This is a genomic window from Streptomyces sp. NPDC086989, from assembly GCF_044745505.1.
Lineage (GTDB): Bacteria > Actinomycetota > Actinomycetes > Streptomycetales > Streptomycetaceae > Streptomyces.
This window is the reverse complement of record NZ_JBIVAL010000001.1, coordinates 63190-85992: the sequence shown is the minus strand read 5'-3', so window position 1 is coordinate 85992 and position 22803 is coordinate 63190. Positions and strand designations below refer to the sequence as shown.

23 protein-coding genes and 1 tRNA gene are annotated in these 22803 nt (G+C 70.6%); 11 read left to right on the top strand and 13 right to left on the bottom strand.

Annotation, left to right across the window (positions count from 1 at the left end; genetic code table 11):
* Nucleotides 1-33 precede the first annotated feature (33 nt).
* Entirely contained in the window at nucleotides 34-708 is a 675-nt protein-coding gene (locus tag ACIPK4_RS00455; RefSeq protein ID WP_402307973.1) for a pentapeptide repeat-containing protein, read from the bottom strand.
* 100 nt (nucleotides 709-808) lie between these two features.
* On the opposite strand from ACIPK4_RS00455, the gene ACIPK4_RS00450 reads away from it, so the two are divergent.
* Both ACIPK4_RS00450 and ACIPK4_RS00445 read left to right on the top strand, forming a co-directional pair.
* Nucleotides 809-1801: a zinc-binding dehydrogenase gene (locus tag ACIPK4_RS00450; RefSeq protein ID WP_402309039.1), complete on the top strand. Its 993-nt coding sequence runs from the start codon at nucleotides 809-811 to the stop codon at nucleotides 1799-1801.
* Between the two features lie 61 nt (nucleotides 1802-1862).
* Nucleotides 1863-2366 (top strand): FBP domain-containing protein, encoded by a 504-nt coding sequence (locus ACIPK4_RS00445; RefSeq protein WP_402307970.1) that lies wholly within the window; start codon nucleotides 1863-1865, stop codon nucleotides 2364-2366.
* A gap of 137 nt (nucleotides 2367-2503) precedes the next feature.
* Here the strand turns inward: ACIPK4_RS00445 and ACIPK4_RS00440 are convergent, their stop codons facing one another.
* A complete protein-coding gene (locus ACIPK4_RS00440) occupies nucleotides 2504-2983 on the bottom strand; it encodes a GNAT family N-acetyltransferase (protein WP_402307968.1) in 480 nt (159 codons plus the stop codon).
* Between the two features lie 152 nt (nucleotides 2984-3135).
* On the opposite strand from ACIPK4_RS00440, the gene ACIPK4_RS00435 reads away from it, so the two are divergent.
* A complete protein-coding gene (locus tag ACIPK4_RS00435; RefSeq protein ID WP_402307966.1) occupies nucleotides 3136-4515 on the top strand; it encodes an NAD(P)/FAD-dependent oxidoreductase in 1380 nt (459 codons plus the stop codon).
* 84 nt (nucleotides 4516-4599) lie between these two features.
* Here the strand turns inward: ACIPK4_RS00435 and ACIPK4_RS00430 are convergent.
* Nucleotides 4600-4676 (bottom strand) — tRNA-Thr (locus ACIPK4_RS00430).
* Nucleotides 4677-4906: 230 nt separating this feature from the next.
* Between ACIPK4_RS00430 and ACIPK4_RS00425 the strand changes: the two genes are divergently transcribed.
* The 3 genes from ACIPK4_RS00425 to ACIPK4_RS00415 all read left to right on the top strand — a co-directional run bounded on the left by ACIPK4_RS00425 (nucleotide 4907) and on the right by ACIPK4_RS00415 (nucleotide 7434).
* Nucleotides 4907-5995 (top strand): ABC transporter ATP-binding protein, encoded by a 1089-nt coding sequence (locus tag ACIPK4_RS00425; protein WP_402307964.1) that lies wholly within the window; start codon nucleotides 4907-4909, stop codon nucleotides 5993-5995.
* A 198-nt stretch (nucleotides 5996-6193) separates the two neighbouring features.
* A complete protein-coding gene (locus ACIPK4_RS00420; protein WP_054225754.1) occupies nucleotides 6194-6607 on the top strand; it encodes a hypothetical protein in 414 nt (137 codons plus the stop codon).
* A gap of 47 nt (nucleotides 6608-6654) precedes the next feature.
* Complete coding sequence (locus tag ACIPK4_RS00415; RefSeq protein WP_402307962.1) at nucleotides 6655-7434, top strand: NDP-sugar synthase; 780 nt, start codon at nucleotides 6655-6657, stop codon at nucleotides 7432-7434.
* Nucleotides 7435-7537: 103 nt separating this feature from the next.
* Here the strand turns inward: ACIPK4_RS00415 and ACIPK4_RS00410 are convergent, their stop codons facing one another.
* From ACIPK4_RS00410 to ACIPK4_RS00385, 6 genes are all read right to left on the bottom strand, one after another.
* Nucleotides 7538-9133 carry a DoxX family protein gene (locus tag ACIPK4_RS00410; protein ID WP_402307960.1) on the bottom strand — a complete coding sequence of 532 codons (1596 nt, stop codon included), beginning with the start codon at nucleotides 9131-9133 and terminating at the stop codon, nucleotides 7538-7540.
* A 155-nt stretch (nucleotides 9134-9288) separates the two neighbouring features.
* Nucleotides 9289-10260: a 23S rRNA (guanosine(2251)-2'-O)-methyltransferase RlmB gene (gene rlmB / locus ACIPK4_RS00405; RefSeq protein ID WP_376204655.1), complete on the bottom strand. Its 972-nt coding sequence runs from the start codon at nucleotides 10258-10260 to the stop codon at nucleotides 9289-9291.
* A gap of 95 nt (nucleotides 10261-10355) precedes the next feature.
* Nucleotides 10356-11756 (bottom strand): cysteine--tRNA ligase, encoded by a 1401-nt coding sequence (gene cysS / locus ACIPK4_RS00400; RefSeq protein WP_402307958.1) that lies wholly within the window; start codon nucleotides 11754-11756, stop codon nucleotides 10356-10358.
* Nucleotides 11757-11873: 117 nt separating this feature from the next.
* Nucleotides 11874-12407, bottom strand: coding sequence for a 2-C-methyl-D-erythritol 2,4-cyclodiphosphate synthase (ispF, locus tag ACIPK4_RS00395; protein WP_402307957.1), 534 nt, complete (start codon nucleotides 12405-12407; stop codon nucleotides 11874-11876).
* Complete coding sequence (gene ispD, locus ACIPK4_RS00390) at nucleotides 12397-13143, bottom strand: 2-C-methyl-D-erythritol 4-phosphate cytidylyltransferase (RefSeq protein WP_054225760.1); 747 nt, start codon at nucleotides 13141-13143, stop codon at nucleotides 12397-12399. The genes ispF and ispD overlap by 11 nt, the downstream gene beginning before the upstream one ends.
* A 243-nt stretch (nucleotides 13144-13386) precedes the next feature.
* Complete coding sequence (locus ACIPK4_RS00385; protein WP_003953493.1) at nucleotides 13387-13869, bottom strand: CarD family transcriptional regulator; 483 nt, start codon at nucleotides 13867-13869, stop codon at nucleotides 13387-13389.
* A gap of 625 nt (nucleotides 13870-14494) precedes the next feature.
* Here ACIPK4_RS00385 and ACIPK4_RS00380 point away from each other — a divergent pair.
* Nucleotides 14495-15184: a DUF461 domain-containing protein gene (locus ACIPK4_RS00380; RefSeq protein ID WP_402307955.1), complete on the top strand. Its 690-nt coding sequence runs from the start codon at nucleotides 14495-14497 to the stop codon at nucleotides 15182-15184.
* Nucleotides 15185-15344: 160 nt separating this feature from the next.
* On the opposite strand, the gene ACIPK4_RS00375 is transcribed toward ACIPK4_RS00380, so the two are convergent.
* Entirely contained in the window at nucleotides 15345-16025 is a 681-nt protein-coding gene (locus ACIPK4_RS00375; RefSeq protein ID WP_007265514.1) for a response regulator transcription factor, read from the bottom strand.
* Nucleotides 16026-16077: 52 nt separating this feature from the next.
* Complete coding sequence (locus ACIPK4_RS00370) at nucleotides 16078-17304, bottom strand: cell wall metabolism sensor histidine kinase WalK (RefSeq protein WP_054225762.1); 1227 nt, start codon at nucleotides 17302-17304, stop codon at nucleotides 16078-16080.
* A 213-nt stretch (nucleotides 17305-17517) separates the two neighbouring features.
* Between ACIPK4_RS00370 and phoU the strand changes: the two genes are divergently transcribed.
* The 3 genes from phoU to ACIPK4_RS00355 all read left to right on the top strand — a co-directional run bounded on the left by phoU (nucleotide 17518) and on the right by ACIPK4_RS00355 (nucleotide 18921).
* A complete protein-coding gene (gene phoU / locus ACIPK4_RS00365; protein WP_402307953.1) occupies nucleotides 17518-18195 on the top strand; it encodes a phosphate signaling complex protein PhoU in 678 nt (225 codons plus the stop codon).
* Between the two features lie 117 nt (nucleotides 18196-18312).
* Nucleotides 18313-18462 (top strand): hypothetical protein, encoded by a 150-nt coding sequence (locus tag ACIPK4_RS00360; protein ID WP_376202382.1) that lies wholly within the window; start codon nucleotides 18313-18315, stop codon nucleotides 18460-18462.
* Between the two features lie 249 nt (nucleotides 18463-18711).
* Entirely contained in the window at nucleotides 18712-18921 is a 210-nt protein-coding gene (locus ACIPK4_RS00355; RefSeq protein ID WP_402307950.1) for a hypothetical protein, read from the top strand.
* Between the two features lie 103 nt (nucleotides 18922-19024).
* Here the strand turns inward: ACIPK4_RS00355 and ACIPK4_RS00350 are convergent, their stop codons facing one another.
* Entirely contained in the window at nucleotides 19025-19786 is a 762-nt protein-coding gene (locus ACIPK4_RS00350; RefSeq protein WP_402307948.1) for a phosphoglyceromutase, read from the bottom strand.
* 152 nt (nucleotides 19787-19938) lie between these two features.
* Between ACIPK4_RS00350 and ACIPK4_RS00345 the strand changes: the two genes are divergently transcribed.
* Nucleotides 19939-21222, top strand: coding sequence for an MDR family MFS transporter (locus ACIPK4_RS00345; protein ID WP_402307946.1), 1284 nt, complete (start codon nucleotides 19939-19941; stop codon nucleotides 21220-21222).
* Nucleotides 21223-21316: 94 nt separating this feature from the next.
* On the opposite strand, the gene ACIPK4_RS00340 is transcribed toward ACIPK4_RS00345, so the two are convergent.
* Nucleotides 21317-22777: a hypothetical protein gene (locus ACIPK4_RS00340; RefSeq protein WP_402307943.1), complete on the bottom strand. Its 1461-nt coding sequence runs from the start codon at nucleotides 22775-22777 to the stop codon at nucleotides 21317-21319.
* Between the last annotated feature and the right edge of the window lie 26 nt (nucleotides 22778-22803).

The window sequence follows — 22803 nt, the reverse complement described above, 5'->3', positions numbered from 1 at the left end:
CGCGACCTCGACCTGCTCCGCCCGCCCCCGGGACTACGCCACCACCCGCAGCCCCAGCTGCGCCGCCAGCGCCGGAGCCAGGTCGAACAACTGCGCCGCACTGATCACCGCCCCCGACAGCGCCTCCACCCCCCGCGCGATGTCCAGCTCCGCGGCCCCCCGCAGATCCACGTCCGTCATCCGCGCCCCCGTGAAATCCGCACCCCGCAGCGTGCACCCACGGAACTCCACCCGCTCCAGCACCGCACGCCCGAAATCCGCCTCCACCAGCACGCACCCCTCGAACACCACGTCCTTGAGCCGCGCCTCCCGGAGGTTCAAGTAGTCGATCTTCCCGCCGCGGAACACCACCCTCTCCAGCACCGCCCCGTGCAACTGCACACCCCCCAGCCGCGCCTCCACGACCTCCACGTCCCGCAGCGAAGCACCCGACAGGTCCGTCCCCACCCCCCGGACCCCCTCCAACACCGAGTCCAGCAAGCGCGCCTTCGCCAGCCCCGCCCCGTCCAGCGCACACCGCCGCAGCGCACAGTCCATGAACCGCGCCCCGACGCCCTCCTGCCCCGCCAGATCCAGATCGGTGAACTCCAGCCCGTCGTAATCCCCGTCCGGCTCCAGCCCACCGCCCTCCCACACACCGAGCTCCGGCAACCGCACCTCCGGCCGCCGCGCCGCCTTCACCGTCTCCCGCTGCCCCTTGCGCGCCATTCCCCCATCCTCCCCCTCCCCACTGACAACCCCCGGCAGCAGCACCCGCACCCCTTGACCTCAACCGCGCTTCAGGTCCGAGCCTGACCCCATGGACACCATGCGCGCCATCCGCCTCCACGCCTTCGGCCCCGCCGAAAACCTCACCCCCGAACGCACCGAAACCCCCGTCCCCGCCGCGGGCCAGGTCCGCATCGCCGTGGCCGCCGCCGGAGTCCACCTCCTCGACACCACCCTCCGCCAGGGCATCCAGGGCCCCGCCCCCGCCCTCCCCCCGCTCCCCACCATCCCCGGCCGCGAAGTCGCCGGCACCGTCGACGCCCTCGGTCCCGGCACCGACCCCCACTGGCTCGGCCGCCCCGTGGTCGTCCACCTCGGCTTCGCCCCCGGCGGATACGCCCAATACGCCGTCGCCGACGCCGACCGCCTCCACCCCGTACCCGCAGGCCTCGACCCCGCCCAAGCCGTCGCCATGATCGGCACAGGGCGCACCGCCCTCGGCATCCTCCAGTTCGCCGACCTCGGCCCCGGCTCCGTCGCCCTCGTACCCGCCGCGGCCGGCGGCATCGGCACCCTCCTCGTCCAGTACGCCAAACACGCCGGCGCCACCGTCATCGCCCTCGCCGGCGGCCCCGCCAAAACCGCCCTCGCCACCGCCAACGGCGCCGACCTCGCCCTCGACTACACCCGCCCCGACTGGCCCGAAGCCGTACGCACCCACCACCCCGCCGGAGCCACCGTCCTCTTCGACTCCGTCGGCGGCACCACCGCCCGCACCGCCCTCGGCCTCCTCGCCCCCGGCGCCCAGCACCTCGTCTTCGGCTGGTCCGCCGGCCCCATCCCCCTCACCGACACCGACCGCGCCACCCTCACCGCCCGCGCCGTCACCACCACCCACGTCCTCGGCCCCGCCATGCTCCGGCGCGCCGGCGGCGACAACCCCCTGCGCCTCCTCGAAACCCGCGCCCTCGCCGAAGCCGCCGCCGGCCGGCTCCGCCCCGCCCTCCAGCGCTACCCCCTCGACGAAGCCGCCACCGCCCACCACGACCTCGAAACCCGCGCCACCACCGGCAAAGTCATCCTCGAACCCTGAGAACACCCGCCCGGCAATATCGGATGACAGCAGCCCGTACCCCCACGTACCGTCCACCCCCGTGGACCCGCTCACCGAAAAACAGATCCGATCGTCCTTCGTGAACTGCACCAAGGGCGAGGCAGCACGCCTCAGACTCCCCCTGGACTTCGCCGAACTCCCATGGGAGGACCTCGACTTCCTCGGCTGGGTCGACCCCGGCGCCCCCCTCCGCGCCCACCTCGTGCGCCGGGACACCGACGGCGCCCCCCTCGGCATCACCCTCCGCGTCCCTGGCACCAGCCGCACCAGCGCCCTCAAGTCCAGCGTCTGCCAGATCTGCCTCACCGGCCACGCCGCCTCCGGCGTCTCCCTCCTCGTCGCCCCCCTCGCCGGAACCCGCGGCCGCGAAGGAAACACCGTCGGCATCTACGTCTGCGCCGACCTCGCCTGTTCCCTCTACATGCGTGGCAAACGACAGCCCAGGCTCCGCGCCGGCCGCCACGAGGAAACCCTCACCCTCACCGAGAAGATCGACCGCGCCCGCACCAACCTCGACGCCTTCACCAACAGGATCACCGCCTGACGCACGACCCACCGCGACGACCCGGCACGAAGACCCACGCGAGGATCCGGCGCGACGACCCGGCACGAAGACCCCACGCAAGGACCCGGCGTGAGTACCCGGGCACGCCCCCTGCGCGAGGGCCCGGCGCAGCGCGCTCAGCCCTGCGCCGAGCCCAACCGCCGCAACGCCCCGTCCGCCAGCCGGTACACCGACCACTCCTCCTGCGGCCGCGCACCCAACGCCTCGTAGAACGCGATCGACGGCTCGTTCCACTTCAACACCGACCACTCCAGCCGCTCGTACCCGCGCTCCACGCAGATCCGCGCCAGCTCCCCCAGCAGGGCCTTGCCGTGCCCACCGCCCCGCACGCCCGGCCGCACGTACAGATCCTCCAGATAGATCCCGTGGACCCCCCGCCACGTCGAAAAATTCAAGAACCACACCGCGAAGCCGACGACCTCCCCGTCGCCGTCCTCCGCGACGTGCGCGAACACCGCCGGCCGCTCCCCGAACAGCGCCTCCCGCAACTGCTCCGGCGTGGCCCGCGCCTCATGCGGCACCCTCTCGTACTCCGCCAGCTCACGGATCATCGCGTGGATGACGGGCACGTCCTCGACAACAGCGCTACGGATCATGCGCGCAGCCTAGAACCCCGCCACGCGCCCCCACCGGCAGCCTACGGACCCCACCACCCCCGCCACATCAGCCAAAGAGCCGCCTCTCCCACCGCGAAACCCGGCACCCCGTACCTGGACACCCCTCCAGGACCCCGTGTACCAACTCACCCATGACGATCAACGGCGGCATCTCCTTCTGGTACGCGACCGACCACACCGCCGGCCGGCCACCCCGCGCCCCCCTCACCGGTCACGCCACCGCGGACGTCGTCATCGTCGGCGGCGGCTACACCGGCCTGTGGACCGCCTACTACCTCAAGACCTCCGCCCCCGACCTCCGCGTCACCGTCCTGGAGCAGAAGTTCTGCGGCTACGGAGCCTCCGGCCGCAACGGCGGCTGGCTCTACAACGGCATCGCCGGCCGCGACCGCTACGCCGAACTCCACGGCCACCAAGCCGCACTCCGCCTCCAGCGGGCCATGAACGACACCGTCACCGAAGTCATCGACACCGCCGCCAAGGAGGGCATCGACGCCGACCTCCACCGCGGCGGCGTCCTCGAAGTCGCCCGCACCCCCGCCCAGCTCACCCGCCTCAAGGCCTTCCACACCGCCGAACTCGCCTTCGGTGAAACCGACCGCGAGCTCTACGACGCCACCGACACCCGCGCCCGCATCGACGTCGCCGACGCCGTCGGCTCCACCTGGACCCCGCACGGCGCCCGCATCCACCCCCTCAAACTCGTCAAGGGCCTCGCCGCCGCCTGCGAACGCCTCGGCGTCGTCATCCACGAATCCACCCCCGTCACCGAAATCGCGCCCGGCCGCGCCCTCACGCCCTACGGCACCGTCCGCGCCCCGCACGTCTTGCGCTGCACCGAGGGCTTCACCGCGGCCCTCAAGGGCCAGAAGCGCTCCTGGCTCCCGATGAACTCGTCGATGATCGCCACCGCCCCCCTGCCCCCCGACGTGTGGTCCCGCCTCGGCTGGTCCGACGCCTGCACCCTCGGCGACATGGCCCACGCCTACATGTACGCCCAGCGCACCGCCGACGACCGCATCGCCATCGGCGGCCGCGGCGTCCCCTACCGCTACGGCTCCCGCACCGACACCGACGGCACCACCCAGCAGTCCACGATCGACTCCCTGACCCGGCTCCTGACCTCCTTCTTCCCGATCCTCACGGGAGTGGAGATCACCCACGCCTGGTCCGGCGTCCTCGGCGTCCCCCGCGACTGGTGCGCCACGGTCACCCTGGACCGCACGACGGGCCTCGGCTGGGCCGGCGGCTACGTCGGCTCCGGGGTCGCCACCGCCAACCTGGCGGCCCGCACCCTGCGCGACCTGGTCCTGGAGGACACCACGGAGCTGACCACCCTCCCCTGGGTCAACCACCGCGTCCGCCGCTGGGAGCCGGAACCCTTCCGCTGGCTCGGCGTCCAGGCCCTCTACGCGGCGTACCGCGAGGCGGACCGTCACGAAGCGGCAACCCACACCCCGACGACAACTCCCCTGGCCCGCCTGGCCAACCGCATCTCGGGCCGCCACTGACGACAAAGCGGAAGGCTCCGGATGATCATCCGGAGCCTTCCGCTTCTGTATGAATTCCCTGGGCCGCAAACCTCTGACCCGGGATGGAGCCGCCTGTCGGAATCGAACCGACGACCTCAAGATTACAAGTCAAGCGCTCTAGCCAACTGAGCTAAGGCGGCACACGTGATGCTGCGCAGTGCACAGAATCGCCTTCACTTTACACAGCGACCAGACTTCCCGGCGAAGAGCTTTCCAGCCGACAGATCGCACAGAGTTCGAAGTCACGGGCTGGGGGGTGCTGACAGGAGGCGGGGCGGCGGGTAGCGTCGGGCGGAAGTCCTGCTCACTGGACTAGACCTTCCACTCGGATCGTCCGGCACGTTCCTGCCGGTAGAAGGGATTCATCACCATGGCTTCTGTCACTTTCGACAAGGCGACCCGGCTGTACCCCGGCGGCGACAAGCCCGCCGTCGACGAGCTGGAGCTGCACATCGAGGACGGCGAGTTCCTCGTCCTCGTCGGGCCCTCCGGCTGCGGCAAGTCCACCTCGCTGCGCATGCTGGCCGGCCTGGAGGACGTCAACGGCGGTGCCATCCGCATCGGTGACCGTGACGTCACGCACCTGCCGCCCAAGGACCGGGACATCGCGATGGTGTTCCAGAACTACGCGCTGTACCCGCACATGACCGTCGCCGACAACATGGGCTTCGCGCTGAAGATCGCCGGTGAGGACAAGGCGACCATCCGCAAGAAGGTCGAGGACGCGGCGAAGATGCTGGACCTCACCCAGTACCTGGACCGCAAGCCGAAGGCGCTCTCCGGTGGCCAGCGCCAGCGTGTGGCCATGGGCCGCGCGATCGTGCGCAAGCCGCAGGTGTTCCTCATGGACGAGCCGCTCTCGAACCTGGACGCGAAGCTGCGCGTGTCGACCCGTACGCAGATCGCGGCGCTCCAGCGCGACCTCGGGATCACCACCGTGTACGTGACGCACGACCAGGTCGAGGCCATGACGATGGGTGACCGGGTGGCGGTGCTGAAGGACGGTCTGCTGCAGCAGGTCGACACCCCGCGGAACATGTACGACCGGCCGGCGAACCTGTTCGTGGCCGGGTTCATCGGTTCGCCCGCCATGAACCTCGTGGAGGTTCCGATCGCCGATGGTGGTGTGAAGTTCGGTGACACCGTGGTCCCGGTGTCGCGCGAGGCGCTGTCGGCCGCGGCGGACGCGGGCGACCGCACCGTCACGGTGGGCGTGCGTCCGGAGCACTTCGACGTCGGCTCCGAGGGCGGTCTGACGATCACGGTCAACGTCGTCGAGGAGCTGGGCGCGGACGGTTACGTGTACGGCCGGACGACCGAGGCCGAGGGTGCGCAGGACATCGTGGTGCGCGTGGGCGGCCGCCAGGTGCCGGAGAAGGGTTCGACGCTGCACGTGGTGCCGCGGGCCGGCGAGATCCACGTGTTCTCGACGTCGTCGGGTGAGCGGCTCTCCGACTGACGGGTCGCGGGTCGGTGGACGAGGGGCGCCCCTGTCGTGGGGGCGCCCCTGTCGTGGGGGCGCCCCTGTTCGCCTTTGGGGCAGACCGGGCCATTCGGGTCCACCCGTCAACCCATAATTCGAAAAGCCACGTCGAACCATCCCCCGACCGGGTGACTAAATGTCGCCAAATCTTCACCGAGCGCTACTCTCGCCCTCGTGACCCACACTGCCCGCCGTATCGGCCGTTCCCTCGCCCTGGTCCTGCCCGTCGTCCTGGTCCTGTCCGGGACCCTCGCGGTCACCATGGTCCCCTGGGCGGACAACACTCCTTCCCAGATCCTGACCGCCTCCGCCGAGGACGTGTCCGTCCCCGCGAAGCCGCGCGCCGCGCAGGACGTGCTGCGCGACAAGTTGCTGGCCGAGCTCCAGCAGGGTGAGGCGCCGGGCGATGTCCTGACGCATCTCCAGCAGGAGGTGGACCGGCGGCCGTCGTTGGCCGAGCACTGCGTGGGGATCGCGCGGGCGCTGGGACGTGCGGCGGTGGACGTGTACGGCCCGACGAAGGCGCAGTCGTATGCGCGTCCCGTGTGTGACACGGCGTACGCGACCGGTGTTGCCTCGATGGGCTGACGGGCGTCGTCGTCCTTCCTCGGGTCGGGGCCTCTACGCTGACGGCCATGACCGATGTGCCCCCCGTATCCCTTTCTTCCGTTTCCGTGGCCGCGGACCCGGCTTCGTCGACTCAGGCGCCTGTTCAGGCGGTTGTGCTGGCGGGTGGCCAGGGTTCGCGGCTGCGTCCGTATACGGATGACCGGCCGAAGCCGATGGTGGAGATCCCGGGGACGGGGGTGCCGATCATCGGGCACCAGCTGGCGTGGCTGGCGGCGGAGGGGGTGACGGATGCGGTGGTGTCGTGCGGGCACCTCGCGGAGGTGTTGCAGGAGTGGCTGGCGGGGGCGGATCTGCCGTTGCGGGTGAGCACGGTGGTGGAGGAGGAGCCGCTGGGACGGGGTGGGGGGTTGAAGTACGCGGCCCGGCACCTGCCGTATCCGGGCCGGTGGTGGTACGCGACGAACGGGGACGTCTGGACGCGGTTCTCGTTGCGCGAGATGGCGGCCTTCCATGCGGAGCGGGGCGCGGCGGCGACGCTGGCGCTGGCGCGGCCGCGGATTCCGTGGGGGGCGGTGGAGACCAACGAGTTCGGGCAGGTGCTGGATTTCATCGAGTCGCCGCCGTCGCCCTTCCTGATCAATGCGGGCGTGTACGTCTTCGGTGCCGAATTCGCGGCGTTGCTGCCGGATGTGGGGGATCACGAGCGGACGACGTTTCCGCGGTTGGCGCGGGAGCGGCGGCTGGCGGGTTTCCCGCTGCCGCAGGGGGCTTACTGGCGGGCCATCGACACGGCGAAGGACTTGGCCGAGGCGGCGCGGGAGTTGGCGGCTCAGAGCGGCGTGTGAGGCCGTCCTGGGCGGGGGCTCCGGTGTGCGGGGGTCCGGCGCATGGAGAAGGGGCCCGGAGCGCTGGTCGCGCTCCGGGCCCCTTCCGCGTTGTCGGGCGTGGTCAGCCGAGGAGGCCGCCGACGAGCCCGGGCCTCTTCGACGGGGCGTCGCCGCCGCCGCTGCTGCCGGTGCCGCCCGAGCTGCCGGAGCCGGAGGCCGGCGGCTTGGGGGTGGACTGCCTGGGGGTGCTGCCCGAGCGCTGGCTGGTGCTGGTGCCGGAGCCGCGGGTGGCGGTGGGTGACTGGGAGCCGGTGCCGGCGGTTTCCTTGCTGGTGGTACCGGTGGTGCCGCGTCCGGACTTGGCGGTGGCCGCGGAGGCGCTGGCGGTGGGTTCGGCGGGCTTGGAGGGCTGGGGGGTGGTGGACTGGCGCTGCTGGGGCTGCTGCTGCTTGGCGGGGGGCTGTGGGAGCGGGGAGCCGGGCAGGTAGTTGCTGGGGGCCTGGCCGGGTCCGGGCACGGTGACGACGGTGGTGGAGCGGACGGCGCTGCCGAGGAGGGAGCCGATGAGGAGGGTGAGTCCGCAGACGACGGTGGCCATGATGGTTCCGCGGCGCAGGACGCGTCGGCGCAGTCGCCAGACCTCGGAGCGGGGTCCGAGGGTGCGCCAGGCTTCGCCGGCGAGGCGGCCGTCGAGGGAGTAGACGGGGGCGCCGGCGATGATCAGCGGGCTCCAGGCGGCGAGGTAGATGATGTCGGGGGCGTCGTAGGCGGGGACCGTCTTCCAGCTGACGGTCATCAGCAGGGCGGCGGAGAGCAGGGCGCCGATGCAGGCGGCGAAGCGCTGCCAGAGGCCGAGGACGGTCAGTACGCCCACGATGACCTGGAGGAAGGCGACGCTGAGTCCGGCTCCGACGGGGTGGGCGAGGGCGAAGTCGCGCAGGGGTTCGGCGAGTGCCCAGGGGTGGAGGGTGCGGAGCCAGGTGACCATGGAGCCGCGTTCGCCGCCGTCGAAGTAGACGGGGTCGCACAGTTTGCCCATGCCGGCGTAGATGCAGATGAAGCCGAGGAAGACGCGCAGCGGGAGGAGGACGACGCCGAGGTTCATGCGGCGGCCGGGATAGTACGAGGCCTGTCCGCGGGTGTCGTTCGGGGTGCGGCGGGTGTCGGCGGGGGGTGTGCCGTGGTGGGTGCCGTGGTGGGTGCCGGGGCCGCCGGCGTAGGGCTGGTCGTACGGGAGGCCGCGTACGGGGGCGAGGGGCCGGGTTTCGTCCGGGTCGCCGTAGGTGCGCTGGCCGATGACGGTGGGGGTGGCGAGGGTGTCTTCGGCGAGGTCGTGGGCGAGGTCGACGCGGGGGATGGTCTGGGTGGCGCCGCCGTCGCCGCCGCCGTAGCCGTCGTACCCCGTGTGGCCGCGACCGTGTTCGCGTACGGCTTGGAGGAGTCCTCCCATGGCTGCGGTGTCGCCGGGGGCGGATTTGCCGCTCCAGACGACGGGGGCCCTGCGGCGGCCGGCGCCGGCGGCGGCGACCACGGCGCCGCCGAGGACGGGCACGCGGCCGGGGGCGTTCGCGGGCTTGGAACGCGCGCTCGGGCTCGGTGCGAGCCGCACGCGGAAGCTGGCGTGGTTGACGATGACCTGTGCGGGGTCGCACGGCACCTTGACCATGCTCAGCGCGGGCTGGTCGTCGAACCCTGACGTTCTGGTGTCCACACTCATCTAACCGAGTGATCAGTGTTTAGGACACTGCCTTGACAGCAGGGATGTGTCCGAGACCCGTCAAGATCAAGCCACCCCGCCCGAAACGGGCGGGGTGGCACGCTCACGGGTCACGGTCCGTAGGCCGTTCGGCAGAGCGCGGACCGGTGGAGGGGTCAGGTGCGGGGCGTGGTGGCGCGGCGGCGGGCGGCCTCGTAGAGCACGACGCCCGCGGCGACGCCGGCGTTGAGGGACTCGGCGCCGCCGGGCATCGGGATGCGGACGAGGTAGTCGCAGTTCTCGCCGACGAGGCGGCCGAGGCCCTTGCCCTCGGAGCCGACGACGATGACGACCGGGCCGGCCAGCGCCTCCAGGTCCTGGACCTCGTGGGTGCCCTCGGCGGCGAGGCCGACGATGGCGATGCCGGCCTTCTTGTACTCCTGGAGGGCGCGGGTCAGGTTGGTGACGCGGGAGACCGGGGTGCGGGCGGCGGTGCCGGCCGAGGTCTTCCAGGCGCCGGCGGTCATGCCGGCGGCGCGGCGCTCGGGGATGACGACGCCGTGGCCGCCGAAGGCGGAGACGGAGCGGACGATCGCGCCGAGGTTGCGCGGGTCGGTGACGCCGTCGAGGGCGACGATGAGGGGGTCCTCGCCGTTGTCGTGGGCGGCGTCGGTGAGGTCCTCGGGGTGGGCGTACTCGTACGGCGGGACCTGGAGGACCAGGCCCTGGTGGTTGAGCCCGTTGGTCATCCGGTCGAGTTCGGGGCGCGGGGCTTCCATCAGGTTGATGTTGCCGCGCTCACCGGCGAGCTTGAGGGCCTCGCGCACGCGCTCGTCGTTGTCGATGAACTGCTGGACGTAGAGGGTGGTGGCGGGGACGCCGTCGCGCAGCGCCTCGAAGACCGGGTTGCGGCCGACGACCATCTCGCTGGTGCCCTTGGGGCCGCCGCGGCGGGGGGCGGGGCGGCGCTTCGCCGCCTGGCGGGCCATGGCGTTGGCGATGCGGTTCGCCTTGTGCTTCTTGCGGTCTTCGGCCTTGGGCGTGGGGCCCTTGCCTTCCAGGCCCTTGCGCCGCTGGCCACCGCTGCCGATCGTCGCGCCCTTCTTGTTGGACGTGCGGCGGTTCCTGCGCTGGCTGTTCCCGGCCATGACCTCTACCTGTTTTCGTTGGTGCTGCGATATGTACGTATGAAGAGTGTGCCGCCCGGAGCGCCGGGCGGCCACCAAACCCTGCCGCCCGTGGCTCAGCGGGGTCCGAGAGTCCAGCGGGGTCCGGCCGGGCTGTCCTCGATGACGAGGCCGGATTGCTGGAGCTGGTCGCGGATGGCGTCGGCGGTGGCCCAGTCCTTGCGGGCCCGGGCCGATTCGCGCTGGTCCAGGACGAGGCGTACGAGGGTGTCGACGGCTCCGTGGAGGTCCTCGCCGCGGTCGGTCTCCTCGGCCCAGTGCGGGTCGAGGGGGTCGAGGCCGAGGACGCCGAGCATGGCCCGGACCTCGGACAGCCGGGCGATCGCGGCGTCCTTGTCGTCGGCGGCGAGGGCGCTGTTGCCCTGGCGGACGGTGGTGTGGACGATCGCGAGGGCCTGGGGGACGCCCAGGTCGTCGTCCATGGCCTCGGCGAAGGCGGGCGGGACCTCGGGGGCCGGGTCGACGGTCTTGCCGGCCTTCTCGATGACGCGCTGGTAGAAGCCCTCGATGCGGGCGAACGCGGACTCGGCCTCGCGCAGCGATTCCTCGCTGTACTCGATCATCGAGCGGTAGTGCGGGGTGCCGAGGTAGTAGCGCAGGACGATGGGACGCCAGGCCTTGATCATCTCGGAGACGAGCACCGAGTTGCCGAGGGACTTGGACATCTTCTCGCCGGACATGGTGACCCAGGCGTTGTGGACCCAGTACTGCGCGAAGTCGTCGCCGTAGGCCTTGGCCTGGGCGATCTCGTTCTCGTGGTGCGGGAAGATCAGGTCGAGGCCGCCGCCGTGGATGTCGAAGGCGCTGCCGAGGTACTTGTGCGCCATGGCGGAGCACTCGAGGTGCCAGCCGGGGCGGCCGCGGCCCCACGGGGTCTCCCAGTCGGGCTCGCCCGGCTTGGAGGCCTTCCACATGGCGAAGTCGCGGGGGTCGCGCTTGCCGGTGATGCCCTGCTCGGCGGGCTGGCGCAGGTCGTCGATGTCCTGGTTGGACAGCTGCAGGTAGCCGGGGAACGAGCGCACGTCGAAGTAGACGCTGCCGTCGGCCTCGTAGGCGTGGCCGCGCTCGATGAGCCCGCGCATCATCTCGATCATCTCGGGCACGTGGCCGGTGGCGCGCGGCTCGTACGTGGGCGGGAGGCAGCCCAGCGCGTTGTAGCCGTCGTTGAAGGCGCGCTCGTTGTCGTAGCCGATGGACCACCAGGGGCGGCCCTGGTCCTCGGCCTTCGCGATGATCTTGTCGTCGATGTCGGTGACGTTGCGGATGAAGGTGACGTCGAGCCCGCGGTAGGTGAACCAGCGGCGGGCGATGTCGAAGTTCAGGTACGAGCGGACGTGCCCGATGTGCGGGGCCGCCTGGACGGTGGCGCCACAGAGGTAGATCGAGACGCAGCCCGGGACGAGCGGGGTGAAGTCGCGGATCTGCCGGGCGCTGGTGTCGTACAGGCGAATAGTCACGGCATCCAGGGTAGTGGGCCGGTGGCAGTGCCCCGCGCCCCTTTCCGGGGCGCGGGGGCGCTTTGTTGCCGGAGTGACGCCCTCCGGATCGGTCGGCCCGATCCGGACGGCAAGACCCTAGGCCGGGTTCGTGCGGTACACGAGGGCGGTGGCGATGGCGGCGAGGCCTTCGGCGCGGCCGGTGAGGCCGAGGCCGTCGGTGGTGGTGCCGGAGACGGAGACGGGCGCGCCGGCGGCGGTGGCCAGGGTCTTCTGCGCCTCGTCGCGCCGCTTGCCGATCTTCGGGCGGACGCCGATGACCTGGACGGCGATGTTGCCGATCTCGAAGCCCTCGGCGCGGACGATGCGGGCGGCCTCGGCCAGGAGGGTGACGCCGGCGGCGCCGGACCATTCGGGGCGGGAGGTGCCGAAGTGCGCGCCGAGGTCGCCGACACCCGCTGCGGAGAACAGGGCGTCGCAGGCGGCGTGGGCGGCGACGTCCCCGTCCGAGTGGCCGGCGAGGCCGTCCTCGCCCTCCCAGAGCAGGCCGGCGCACCACAGCTCGCGGCCGGCCTCGAAGGCGTGGACGTCGGTGCCGATGCCGACGAGCGGGATGACGGGCCCGGCGCCCGGCGCGGCGGACGGCCCGGGACCTGCGGGGCTAGTAGGCATCGGTGGCCCTCCTGCGGGCGAGTACGGCCTCGGCGAGGACCAGGTCGAGCGGGCGGGTGACCTTGAAGGCCTCTTCGTGGCCGGGGACCACCATGACGGTGACGCCGAGCTTTTCCACCATTCCGGCGTCGTCGGTGGCGCCCTCGCCGTTGACGGCGATGGTCTCGTGCGCACGGACGAGGGTGGCGCGGTCGAAGCCCTGCGGGGTCTGCACGGCGCGCAGCCGGGCGCGCTCGGGGGTGGCGACGACCGGCTCGGGCTCGCCGGGCGCGGCGGGCTCGACCTCCTTGACGGTGTCGGCGAGTGGCAGGGCGGGCACGACGGCGGGCGAGCCGTCGCGTACGGCCTCGACGACGGAGTCGACGGTGTCCACGGGGACGAGCGGGCGGGCGGCGTCGTGGATGAGCACGGAGGTGATGTCCGCGGGGAGCGCGGCGAGGCCGGCGCGGACGGAAGCCTGGCGGGTGTCGCCGCCGGGGACGACCAGGATCTCGGTGCGTTCGGGCAGGGCGTGCTCGTCGAGGAGGCGGCGTACTTCGGGGGCGCCGTCGGACGGCGCGACGACGACCACGAGGGAGACGGCCCGGGAACGGGCCATCGCGCGGACGGCGTGGATGAGCATGGGGGTGCCGCCGAGGGCCCGCAGGGCCTTGGGGGCGCCGGGGCCGAGGCGTACGCCGCGGCCGGCGGCCGGGATCACCGCGGCGGTGCGGTGGGCCCGCGATTCGTCAGACATCAGTAGCTCCGAGCCAGGTTTGTGACTTCGGCCGACATGGGTATGGCCTGAAGGGTGCCGGGTGCGACGCCCTCGCCCCTTCCGTGACGACCGGTCGAGCAGGCTGTCCGGACCCGGCATGCCGGTGGATACGTGCAAGAGGTGTGGGTACAGACATGCCGCAGCGCCCGGCAACAGCCCTCTCGTGGAGGAGAGGGCTTGTCATCGGGCACCGCGGCACAACTGTGTAGACGGTGTTTCGCGTCAGGACGCGAGAACCTCGTCGAGGAGGGCCTCGGCCTTGTCCTCGTTGGTGTTTTCAGCGAGCGCGAGCTCGCTCACCAGGATCTGGCGCGCCTTCGCGAGCATGCGCTTCTCACCCGCGGAAAGCCCGCGCTCACGCTCACGACGCCACAGGTCACGCACCACTTCGGCGACCTTGATGACATCGCCAGAAGCGAGCTTCTCCAGATTTGCCTTGTAGCGCCGGGACCAGTTCGTCGGCTCTTCGGCATACGGTGCACGAAGCACCTCGAAGACCCGGTCCAGCCCGTCCTGGCCGACTACGTCGCGAACGCCGACGAACTCCGCATTGTCCGCAGGCACACGAACCGTCAGGTCGCCCTGGGCGACCTTGAGCACCAAGTAGGTCTTGTCCACGCCTTTGATCTGGCGAGTTTCGATGGCCTCGATCAGCGCGGCCCCGTGATGGGGATAGACCACGGTGTCGCCAACCTTGAACGTCATGTGACAGGTACCCCTTCCGTGGCTATCCAGGGTAACACGAGAACTGACTGTTATGAATGGCGTTTTCGCAGGTCAGGGCACATCTCGGGGCTTGACAACAGCGACAGGAACGTGCTGCGGAGGCCTTCCGGAGGGGGGTATTCGCAGGTCGGAGGTGTTGTGCGGACCGGGCGAAACGGCCACGTTACACCTGGGCGACGACCCCGTCAGTGTGACGTACGTCCCGTTTTGCCGGGTTCGAAGCCGGGAAACCGAACTACTCCGTTCGACTGGCGGGCATCCGTACGGAGCGGTTCCGGCCCAATCCGGAATTGATCACCGGGGACCGTTCGAAGGAATCCCGGAATTGATCACCGGGGGCGCGGCCGACGATATGCGGGCGGCACATGATCGGCAGATGAACGCGGCGGGAAGTGGCACGCGGAAGGGCCCCCGCGCGCGCGGGCGGAATGCAAGATCGTGGAGCCGGTGCAGGGCCGCCCGTGCGCTGCGGAGGGTCGGGTGCGGGGGCGGGGTGGCGGCTCGGTAACCTAAGCCCGCTGACACACCCTTAGGGCGGCTTTACCTCGGTCGCCCTGGGACTGCCCACCCTTCCGTTCCGTACGTCCAAGGAGATGCCGCCGCCGTGAGCCGCAGCCTTCGACGCGGCGCCCTCGCCGCCACCGCCATCGTGTTCTCGATCGCCTCGCTGGCCGCTTGCGGTGCAGGCAAGGACGCGGAGACGCTCCAGATCAAGCCGGACAACGCCGCCGTCACCAAGGGCGACATCAAGATCCAGAACGCTCTGGTGATCACCCAGGGCGAGAAGGACAAGAAGGGCTCCGCCGCCGTCTCCGCCACGGTCTTCAACAGCGGCACCAAGCCGCAGACGCTTGACGCCATCACCCTCCCGGGTGGCAAGGCCAAGGTCGTGCTGAAGCCCGCCGAGGGTGCGGGCAAGGTGACCGTGCCCGCCGGCGGCTCCGTCGTCCTGGGCGGCAAGGGCAACGCCTCCGCCGTGATCGAGGGCGGCGAGGGCGTGCAGAACGGCAACGCGCAGCCCGTCGTCTTCCAGCTGAGCAATGCGGGTGACGTGGAGATCGCGGCGTTCGTCGTCCCGAACACCGGCATGTACGCGGGCTTCGGCCCGACCGAGGCCCCGGTCCCCGCGGCCGGCGCCACCCCGTCGGGCAGCCCCGCGGGCGCGCCGTCGGGCAGCCCGTCCGGTTCCCCGGCCGCGGGCCCGTCGGGCAGCCCCTCGGGCGCCGCGTCCGGCGCCGCGGGCGCCCCTTCGGGCAGCCCGTCGGGTTCCCCGTCGCACAGCGCCGGCCACTGATCCCGGCAGCACACGTACGAAAGGGCCCCCGTCCGCTCCTGCGGACGGGGGCCCTTTTTTCACATCCGCGCGCGACCGCCGGGGCGCCTCCCGGGCTCCGGAAGGCTGCGCCGGTGCCGGCCACCGGCCGGCACCGGGCGCCCGCGCGGCCGCCGGAGGCCTACGGCTCGAACTTGTAGCCCAGGCCGCGGACCGTGACCAGGTAGCGCGGCGCGCCCGGGTCCGGCTCGATCTTGGCCCGCAGGCGCTTGACGTGGACGTCCAGGGTCTTGGTGTCGCCGACGTAGTCCGCGCCCCAGACCCGGTCGATCAGCTGCATGCGCGTGAGCACGCGGCCCGCGTTGCGCAGCAGCATCTCCAGGAGGTCGAACTCCTTCAGCGGAAGGTCGACCTTGGCGCCGGCCACCGTCACCACGTGGCGGTCGACGTCCATCCGTACGGGTCCGGCCTCCAGCGCGGCCGGGGTGACCTCCTCCGGCTCGCCGCGGCGGCGCAGGACCGCGCGGATGCGGGCGACCAGCTCCCGCGAGGAGAAGGGCTTCGTGACGTAGTCGTCGGCTCCTATCTCCAGCCCGACGACCTTGTCGATCTCGCTGTCCTTGGCCGTCACCATGATGACGGGCACGTTGGAGCGGCCGCGCAGCTGCCGGCAGACCTCGGTGCCGGGCAGGCCGGGCAGCATCAGGTCGAGGAGGACGAGGTCGGCGCCGTTGCGCTCGAACTCGTCGAGCCCGTCGGGGCCTGTCGCGGCGATCGCGACCTCGAAGCCCTCCTTGCGGAGCATGTAGGACAGGGCGTCGCTGAAGGATTCCTCATCCTCGACGACGAGCACTCGGGTCACGGAAGGACCTCCGGGGCAGGGATGGCTGGCGTGGTTCTTGGGGAAGCGGGGTTCAGGCAGGGGTGGGGTGGCTGGGTTCGGTGGCGGGTCCGGCGGCCGGGGCGGCCGCGGGAGCCTGGGCCGGAGCGGCTGCTTCCGGCAGGCGCAGGGTGAACGTCGAGCCCTGACCCTCGGAGCTCCACACGGACACCTCCCCGCCGTGCGAGGCCGCTACGTGCTTCACGATCGCAAGTCCGAGGCCGGTGCCTCCCGTGGCGCGGGAGCGGGCCGGGTCCACGCGGTAGAAGCGCTCGAAGATGCGCTCGCGGTCCTTTTCCGGGATGCCGATGCCCTGGTCGGTCACGGCGATCTCGATCAAGTCTCCCCCGGGGGCCGCGACCCTGCGCCCGGCTATGCCGACGCGGGTGCGGGCGGGGCTGTAGTTGACGGCGTTCTCGACGAGGTTGCCCAGGGCCGCCGCGAGCTGTCCGCGGTGGCCCCAGACGCGCAGGTCGGCGGTGCCGCCGGCGGCCATGGTGATCTGCTTGGAGGACGCGGTGTGGCGGCAGCGGTCGATCGCCTCGGCCACCAGCGTGTCCACGCGTACGGGCTCGGCGTCTTCCAGCGGGTCGTCGTTCTGTACCCGGGAGAGGTCGATGAGCTCCTGTACGAGGTTGATCAGGCGGGTGGCCTCGATCTGCATGCGGCCGGCGAAGCGGCTGACCGCCTCGGGGTCGTCCGAGGCGTCCATGACGGCCTCGGACAGCAGGGAGATCGCCCCGACCGGTGTCTTCAGCTCGTGCGAGACGTTCGCGACGAAGTCGCGGCGCACCGCTTCGATGCGGCGGGCTTCGGTGAGGTCCTCGACGAGGAGCAGGACGAGCCGGGAGCCGAGCGGGGCGACGCGCGCCGAGACCGCGAGGGCCTCGCCGCGGCCGGTGCCGCGCCGGGGCAGGTCGAGCTCGACCTGGCGTATCTCCCCGTCGCGGCGGGTGTCGCGGGCCATGTGGAGCATGGGCTCGACGGCCAGCTTGCCGCCGCGGACCAGTCCGAGGGCGTAGGCCGCCGAGCTGGCCTTGACCACCGCGTCGCCCTCGTCGAGCACGACGGCGGAGGAGCGCAGTACGGAGAGGACGGTGTCCACGCCGGGCGGGAGCACCGCGTTGATGTCGGGGCGCATGGAGCTCCGGGTGGGGCGGGCCTGGTCGCGCTCGCTCCAGCGGAACGCCAGCATCGCGATCACACCGGTGCACAGACCGGCGATCGCTGCAGCTGCGGCGACCGCCGCGTTCACGTCCATGGATCCAGGTTAAGCAGGCACGACGGCACTTCCACAGCCGTTCGGGTGGCACCTCGAACAGTCGTCGCCCAGAGTTCACCGTGGCGACGGGGTTGATTCACTTGTGGTGCCGGAGACCGACGCGTTCGCGGCCCACCGTGTCAACGTGGGGGCATGAGGCCGCCAGGCCCGGCCCACGGGCAGTAGAGGCTGTAGGCAAGAGAGGGACAACCCATGCGTGACGCGTACCACGAGGAACTGGACTCGATCGGGGAAGGCCTGGTCGAGATGGCCCGGCTGGTCGGTTCCGCGATCGGGCGGGCCACGACCTCCATGCTCGACGCCGACCTGAAGCTCGCCGAGAGCGTCATCGCCGCCGACCAGAAGGTCGACGACCTCCAGCACGACCTGGAGGCCCGCGCCATCGCACTGCTGGCCCGCCAGCAGCCGGTCGCCACCGACCTGCGCATCGTGGTGACCTCGCTGCGCATGTCCGCGGACCTGGAGCGCTCGGGTGACCTGGCGCAGCACGTGGCGAAGCTGGCCCGGCTGCGTTTCCCGGACACGGCGGTTCCGCGCGACCTGCACGCGACCATCCTGGAGATGGGGCAGCTGGCGCAGCGCCTGATGGCGAAGGCGGCGGAGGTCATCATCACGAAGGACGTCGACCTCGCGCTCCAGCTGGAGCACGACGACGACGAGATGGACCAGCTGCACCGCACGCTGTTCCAGCACCTGATGGACGACCGTTGGAAGCACGGCATCGAGACCGCGGTGGACGTGACGCTGCTGGGCCGCTACTACGAGCGTTTCGCGGACCACGCGGTGTCCGTGGCCAAGCGCGTGGTGTACCTGGTGACGGGCGAGCACGCGGACGAGCTGCAGGCGCCCACGCAGGTCGACGGCGCCTGAGCCGTTCTGCCCCAGTGCGCCGTTGACGCGCCGGTCCGGCTGGGCATGAATGAGGCGAAGGCAGTAAGAGGCAAGAAGTCCGTACAGCGCCACGCACGCCGCCTGCGAGGAGGACCCATGCCCGATTCCCCCGTTCCCATCACCCCGGACCAGGAGCAGCAGCCCCGGCCTGAACCGCTGCGGCTCCCGCTGCTCGCGGCCTGCGGCTGCGGCTCGGGCTGCGGCTGCGGCTGCCAGTCCGGCGCGCCCTGCCAGTGCGGCGGCTGACCCCGCCGACCGGCTCGGCGGCCCGGCCGTCACGGCACCCAGGAACGAGGAGAGGCCCTCTGTCCGCGGAGATCCGCGCGCAGGGGGCCTTTCGCCGTGGCCGGACCCGAGGGCTCTGCGGGGGTCGCACACCGACCCGACACCCGGCGCCACTGTCACCCGAACGGCCCAATATGACGTGCCACCCACTTGGGTGAAGATCAGGCTGGCTAGTGCCCCAACCGAGGCAATCCGTGAAAGGGAAACCACATGCGCATTCGACGAACCCTCGCCGCCGTCATCGCCACGGCAGCCCTCGCCGGACTCGGCCTCACAGGCGCAGCCACCGCAACCGCCGCCACGACACAGGGTGCCGCGACCTACGTCACCCCTTCCGAGTGCAAGCAGGGCGGCGGAACGCCCGACCTGACGAACAACGTCTGCAAGGGCGGCACGCACGACGGGCAGGCGATCGACTGACCCGCAATACGCCCCCGCGGCCAGGCGCCGCGGGGCGCCCCCGAGCATGAAAAATGCCTCCCACCCGCACCATACGCGCAGGTGGGAGGCATGATCACGAGACTTACTTCTTCTTGCCCTGGTTCTTGACGGCCTCGATGGCGGCCGCCGCGGCGTCCGGGTCGAGGTAGGTGCCGCCCGGGGTGAGGGGCTTGAACTCGGCGTCGAGCTCGTAGGCGAGCGGGATGCCGGTCGGGATGTTCAGGCCCGCGATGTCGGCGTCGGAGATGCCGTCCAGGTGCTTGACCAGGGCGCGCAGGGAGTTGCCGTGCGCGGCGACCAGGACCGTGCGGCCGGCCAGCAGGTCCGGGACGATGCCGTCGTACCAGTACGGGAGCATGCGGACGACGACGTCCTTCAGGCACTCCGTCCGGGGGCGCAGCTCCGGCGGGATGGTGGAGTAGCGCGGGTCGTCGGACTGGGAGAACTCCGTGCCGTCCTCGAGGGCCGGGGGCGGGGTGTCGTACGAGCGGCGCCACAGCATGAACTGCTCCTCGCCGAACTCGGCGAGCGTCTGGGCCTTGTCCTTGCCCTGGAGCGCACCGTAGTGGCGCTCGTTCAGGCGCCAGGAGCGGTGGACCGGGATCCAGTGGCGGTCGGCGGCCTCCAGCGCCAGCTGCGCGGTGCGGATCGCGCGCTTCTGGAGCGAGGTGTGCACGACGTCGGGGAGCAGGCCGGCGTCCTTGAGCAGCTCACCGCCGCGGACCGCCTCCTTCTCGCCCTTCTCGTTGAGATTGACGTCCACCCAGCCGGTGAACAGGTTCTTCGCGTTCCATTCGCTCTCGCCGTGGCGGAGGAGGATCAGCTTGTACGGTGCGTCGGCCATGCGTACGAGCCTAGTGGACGCGCGGGCGCGCGTGCGCGGGGTGTCCACGGCCGTGGATTGACGGTGCGCGTCAATCCGGTGGCTTTCGCGGACCCCCCGCCCGTAGGGTGCGGTGAGCAGGAGAGCCACTTACATAGCCGGGGGGATTCCGTATGTCCGTTGCCAGTCTCAGACGGGCGGCGCGCGAGAGCGTGGCCGGCCTCCCCCGGGAGTTCTGGTGGCTGTGGACCAGCACCCTGGTGAACCGGCTCGGGGCCTTCGTCGCCACGTTCATGACCTTGTACCTGACCGTGGACCGGGGCTATTCGGCCTCGTTCGCGGGACTGGTGGTGGCCCTGCACGGACTCGGCGGTGTGGTGTCCTCGCTGGTCGCCGGGGTGATGACCGACCGGCTGGGCCGGCGCCCGACGATGCTGGCGGCCCAGGCCTCGACGGCGTTCTCCGTGGCGCTGCTCGGCTTCATGGAGCATCCGGCGGCGATCGCGGCGGTGGCGCTGCTGGTCGGCATGACCTCGAACGCCTCGCGGCCGGCGGTGCAGGCGATGATGGCGGACATCGTGCGGCCGCAGGACCGGGTCCGGGCGTTCGCGCTGAACTACTGGGCGATCAACCTCGGCTTCGCCGTCTCGGCGACGGCGGCCGGCTTCGTCGCCGAGTACAGCTACCTCGCCGGGTTCCTCGGCGAGGCGGCGCTGACGCTGCTGTGCGCAGTGCTCGTGTACGTGAAGCTGCCGGAGTCGCGTCCGGAGCGGACTGCCGCGGAGGTGGCCGCCGCCGAGCCGGGGACCGGGCTCGGCACGGTGCTGCGCGACGGGCGCTTCATGGGTGTGGTCGGACTGTCGTTCCTGGTCTCGCTGATCTTCACACAGGGGTCGTTCGGGCTGCCGCTGGCGATGGGCTCGGGCGGTTTCTCCGCCGGGGACTACGGGCTGGTCATCGCGGTCAACGGGGTGCTGATCGTGCTGCTGCAGATCCCGGTCACCCGGTTCATCGAGAAGGGCGACCCGCAGAAGCTGCTGGTCGTGTCGGCCCTGCTGGCCGGGTACGGGTTCGGGCTGACGGAGTTCGCCGGGTCGGTGTGGAGCCTGGGGCTGACGGTCTGCGTGTGGACGCTGGCCGAGATCGTCAACTCGCCCACGCAGATGGGGCTGGTCGCCCGGCTCTCGCCGGTGCACGGGCGCGGCCGCTACCAGGGCATGTACACGATGTCGTGGGCGGTGGCCGCGCTGGTGGCTCCGCTGATGGCCGGTTTCATGATCGACCGGTGGGGCGCGGGCTGGCTGTGGGCGTCCGTGGCGCTGCTGGGCACCGTGGCGGCGCTGGGCTACTGGCTGCTGATGCGGAACCTGGCGCAGAGCGAGCCCGCGCCGCCGGTGACCCCGGTCGCGGCCCCGGCCGAAGGCCCGGCCCCGGCTGCGGTCCCGACCGTCACCTAGACCCATCCCGTATCTCCTTGACGCTCCGCGGAGAGCGAGCGGCTGCCGCACGGAATACATCCCGAGATGCCGATAGCAGGACCGTGCGCGTAACTCAGTGATTCGCCTGCTTAAGCAGCCCCTTGACGGAAACTTCCGAGTTGGCGGAGACCCAACTGAGGCCGTATCTCTGCGCCTCCAGATCAATTTCTTTCTCATCCAGGCCTGTATATATGTCGTAGATCGATTCGCTTTTCTTGTTCTTCTTGAAGTTGAATGAGGAAATGAAGACCTGCGGCTCCTCTTTCGGCGACCAGAAGGCTGCAACGTACCGCGGCTTTCGAGTGATGTTGATCAAGTTGTCGTTGTAGCGCACCCGGCCGTGGTAAATGAGATGCTCACCGCACCCGTTGGGTGGGCAGTAGTATTTCCCTTCGGTTGCCATCCAGGAGAGTCTCGCGTCAGAGAATTTGTCGTCGAGCTTTCCGCGATCCTGCCTCAGCATGGAGAATCGGAGAGTGGCGTTCAGCGTCTCGTACTTGGTGTCCTTGGGGAGCGTGATTATCCTCTCCATTCCGAATTCTTCCCCGGAGTCCAGTGTCGACCCAGGGCCTTGAAACTGTCCGGACGCAACGACCTCGTCGTTCACTTTGCTCTCGAACGCCTCCGCATCAGTTCTCCACCACCCGCCCTCCTCACTGCCGCGCCATTCCTCTGTCCCTTTGCCGGACTTGGAGAACTCGGCCAAGTGTCCCCAGACCGTGTAGTCGTCGACGACGATGTAGACCGGAATCCCTCCGTCGTTCTTTGCGTAGAGTTTGAGGGGGACGTGAATGTAGGGGGAATCGGCGTCCGTCTGAGGTGTGCCGAATGTAGCTCTCAAGACGAAGTGGTAGGGCTCGACAAGGGGCTGATAGATACTTGAGTATCCCAGGCTGATCGCCGTCAGGAGCGCCGTTACGGTAACCCCTGCAGCGAACCTCCTGGGGTGTGGTATCCCTCTCCACACTCTTTCGTGGATGAGGAGGCGAAGGGCCCACAGGGACCAGATCCACAAGGCGAGGAAAAGCAGGACGGTGACTATGAATTCCCGTTCCTGCAGCCACAGGAAGAGGAGAAGGGTCGTGGTGGCCAGCGTCATGAGCACGCCGAGAAGGACCACTGCTCCGGAATGCCTGACCTTCCTGCGCCCCCAGTAGTCGACGGCCGCAGGCAACGCGATGCCCTGAACGACAGCCGCCAACAGGAACAGGACTCCGACCAGGCGTTGGGCGAAAGTCAGTGCTCCCATGGCGTCCGCCCAGCCGATGACGGCGTGCAGAGCCAGCGAGCCCAGCAGCCCCACGAGCATGAGGGCGATGACCACACGGCGTCTCAGGCCTCGGTCATCGGGCCAGACGCTGCTGTCGCCGCCACGCCAGTAGATACGCGAGCGGTCCTCGAGGTCCATGTCGTCGGGGTAGCCGAGGCGCCGAAGTACCTTCCGCAACTCGCGGAGAGACCACGCGCTACCGACCGTCTTGTCCTGGATGGTGATCCGGCGCAGACCACGCCGATCAGGCGGCTCGACGACCACCCATGGTCGTATACCCATGGGACCAG

Bases quoted from the DNA above. Each gene is read 5' to 3' on its own strand.
- ACIPK4_RS00455 (WP_402307973.1), bottom strand. From the start codon at position 708: ATGGCGCGCAAGGGGCAGCGGGAGACGGTGAAGGCGGCGCGGCGGCCG.
- ACIPK4_RS00450 (WP_402309039.1), top strand. From the start codon at position 809: ATGCGCGCCATCCGCCTCCACGCCTTCGGCCCCGCCGAAAACCTCACC.
- ACIPK4_RS00440 (WP_402307968.1), bottom strand. From the start codon at position 2,983: ATGATCCGTAGCGCTGTTGTCGAGGACGTGCCCGTCATCCACGCGATG.
- ACIPK4_RS00435 (WP_402307966.1), top strand. From the start codon at position 3,136: ATGACGATCAACGGCGGCATCTCCTTCTGGTACGCGACCGACCACACC.
- ACIPK4_RS00425 (WP_402307964.1), top strand. From the start codon at position 4,907: ATGGCTTCTGTCACTTTCGACAAGGCGACCCGGCTGTACCCCGGCGGC.
- ACIPK4_RS00415 (WP_402307962.1), top strand. From the start codon at position 6,655: ATGACCGATGTGCCCCCCGTATCCCTTTCTTCCGTTTCCGTGGCCGCG.
- ACIPK4_RS00410 (WP_402307960.1), bottom strand. From the start codon at position 9,133: ATGAGTGTGGACACCAGAACGTCAGGGTTCGACGACCAGCCCGCGCTG.
- rlmB (WP_376204655.1), bottom strand. From the start codon at position 10,260: ATGGCCGGGAACAGCCAGCGCAGGAACCGCCGCACGTCCAACAAGAAG.
- ispF (WP_402307957.1), bottom strand. From the start codon at position 12,407: ATGCCTACTAGCCCCGCAGGTCCCGGGCCGTCCGCCGCGCCGGGCGCC.
- ispD (WP_054225760.1), bottom strand. From the start codon at position 13,143: ATGTCTGACGAATCGCGGGCCCACCGCACCGCCGCGGTGATCCCGGCC.
- ACIPK4_RS00385 (WP_003953493.1), bottom strand. From the start codon at position 13,869: ATGACGTTCAAGGTTGGCGACACCGTGGTCTATCCCCATCACGGGGCC.
- ACIPK4_RS00370 (WP_054225762.1), bottom strand. From the start codon at position 17,304: ATGGACGTGAACGCGGCGGTCGCCGCAGCTGCAGCGATCGCCGGTCTG.
- phoU (WP_402307953.1), top strand. From the start codon at position 17,518: ATGCGTGACGCGTACCACGAGGAACTGGACTCGATCGGGGAAGGCCTG.
- ACIPK4_RS00360 (WP_376202382.1), top strand. From the start codon at position 18,313: ATGCCCGATTCCCCCGTTCCCATCACCCCGGACCAGGAGCAGCAGCCC.
- ACIPK4_RS00355 (WP_402307950.1), top strand. From the start codon at position 18,712: ATGCGCATTCGACGAACCCTCGCCGCCGTCATCGCCACGGCAGCCCTC.
- ACIPK4_RS00350 (WP_402307948.1), bottom strand. From the start codon at position 19,786: ATGGCCGACGCACCGTACAAGCTGATCCTCCTCCGCCACGGCGAGAGC.
- ACIPK4_RS00345 (WP_402307946.1), top strand. From the start codon at position 19,939: ATGTCCGTTGCCAGTCTCAGACGGGCGGCGCGCGAGAGCGTGGCCGGC.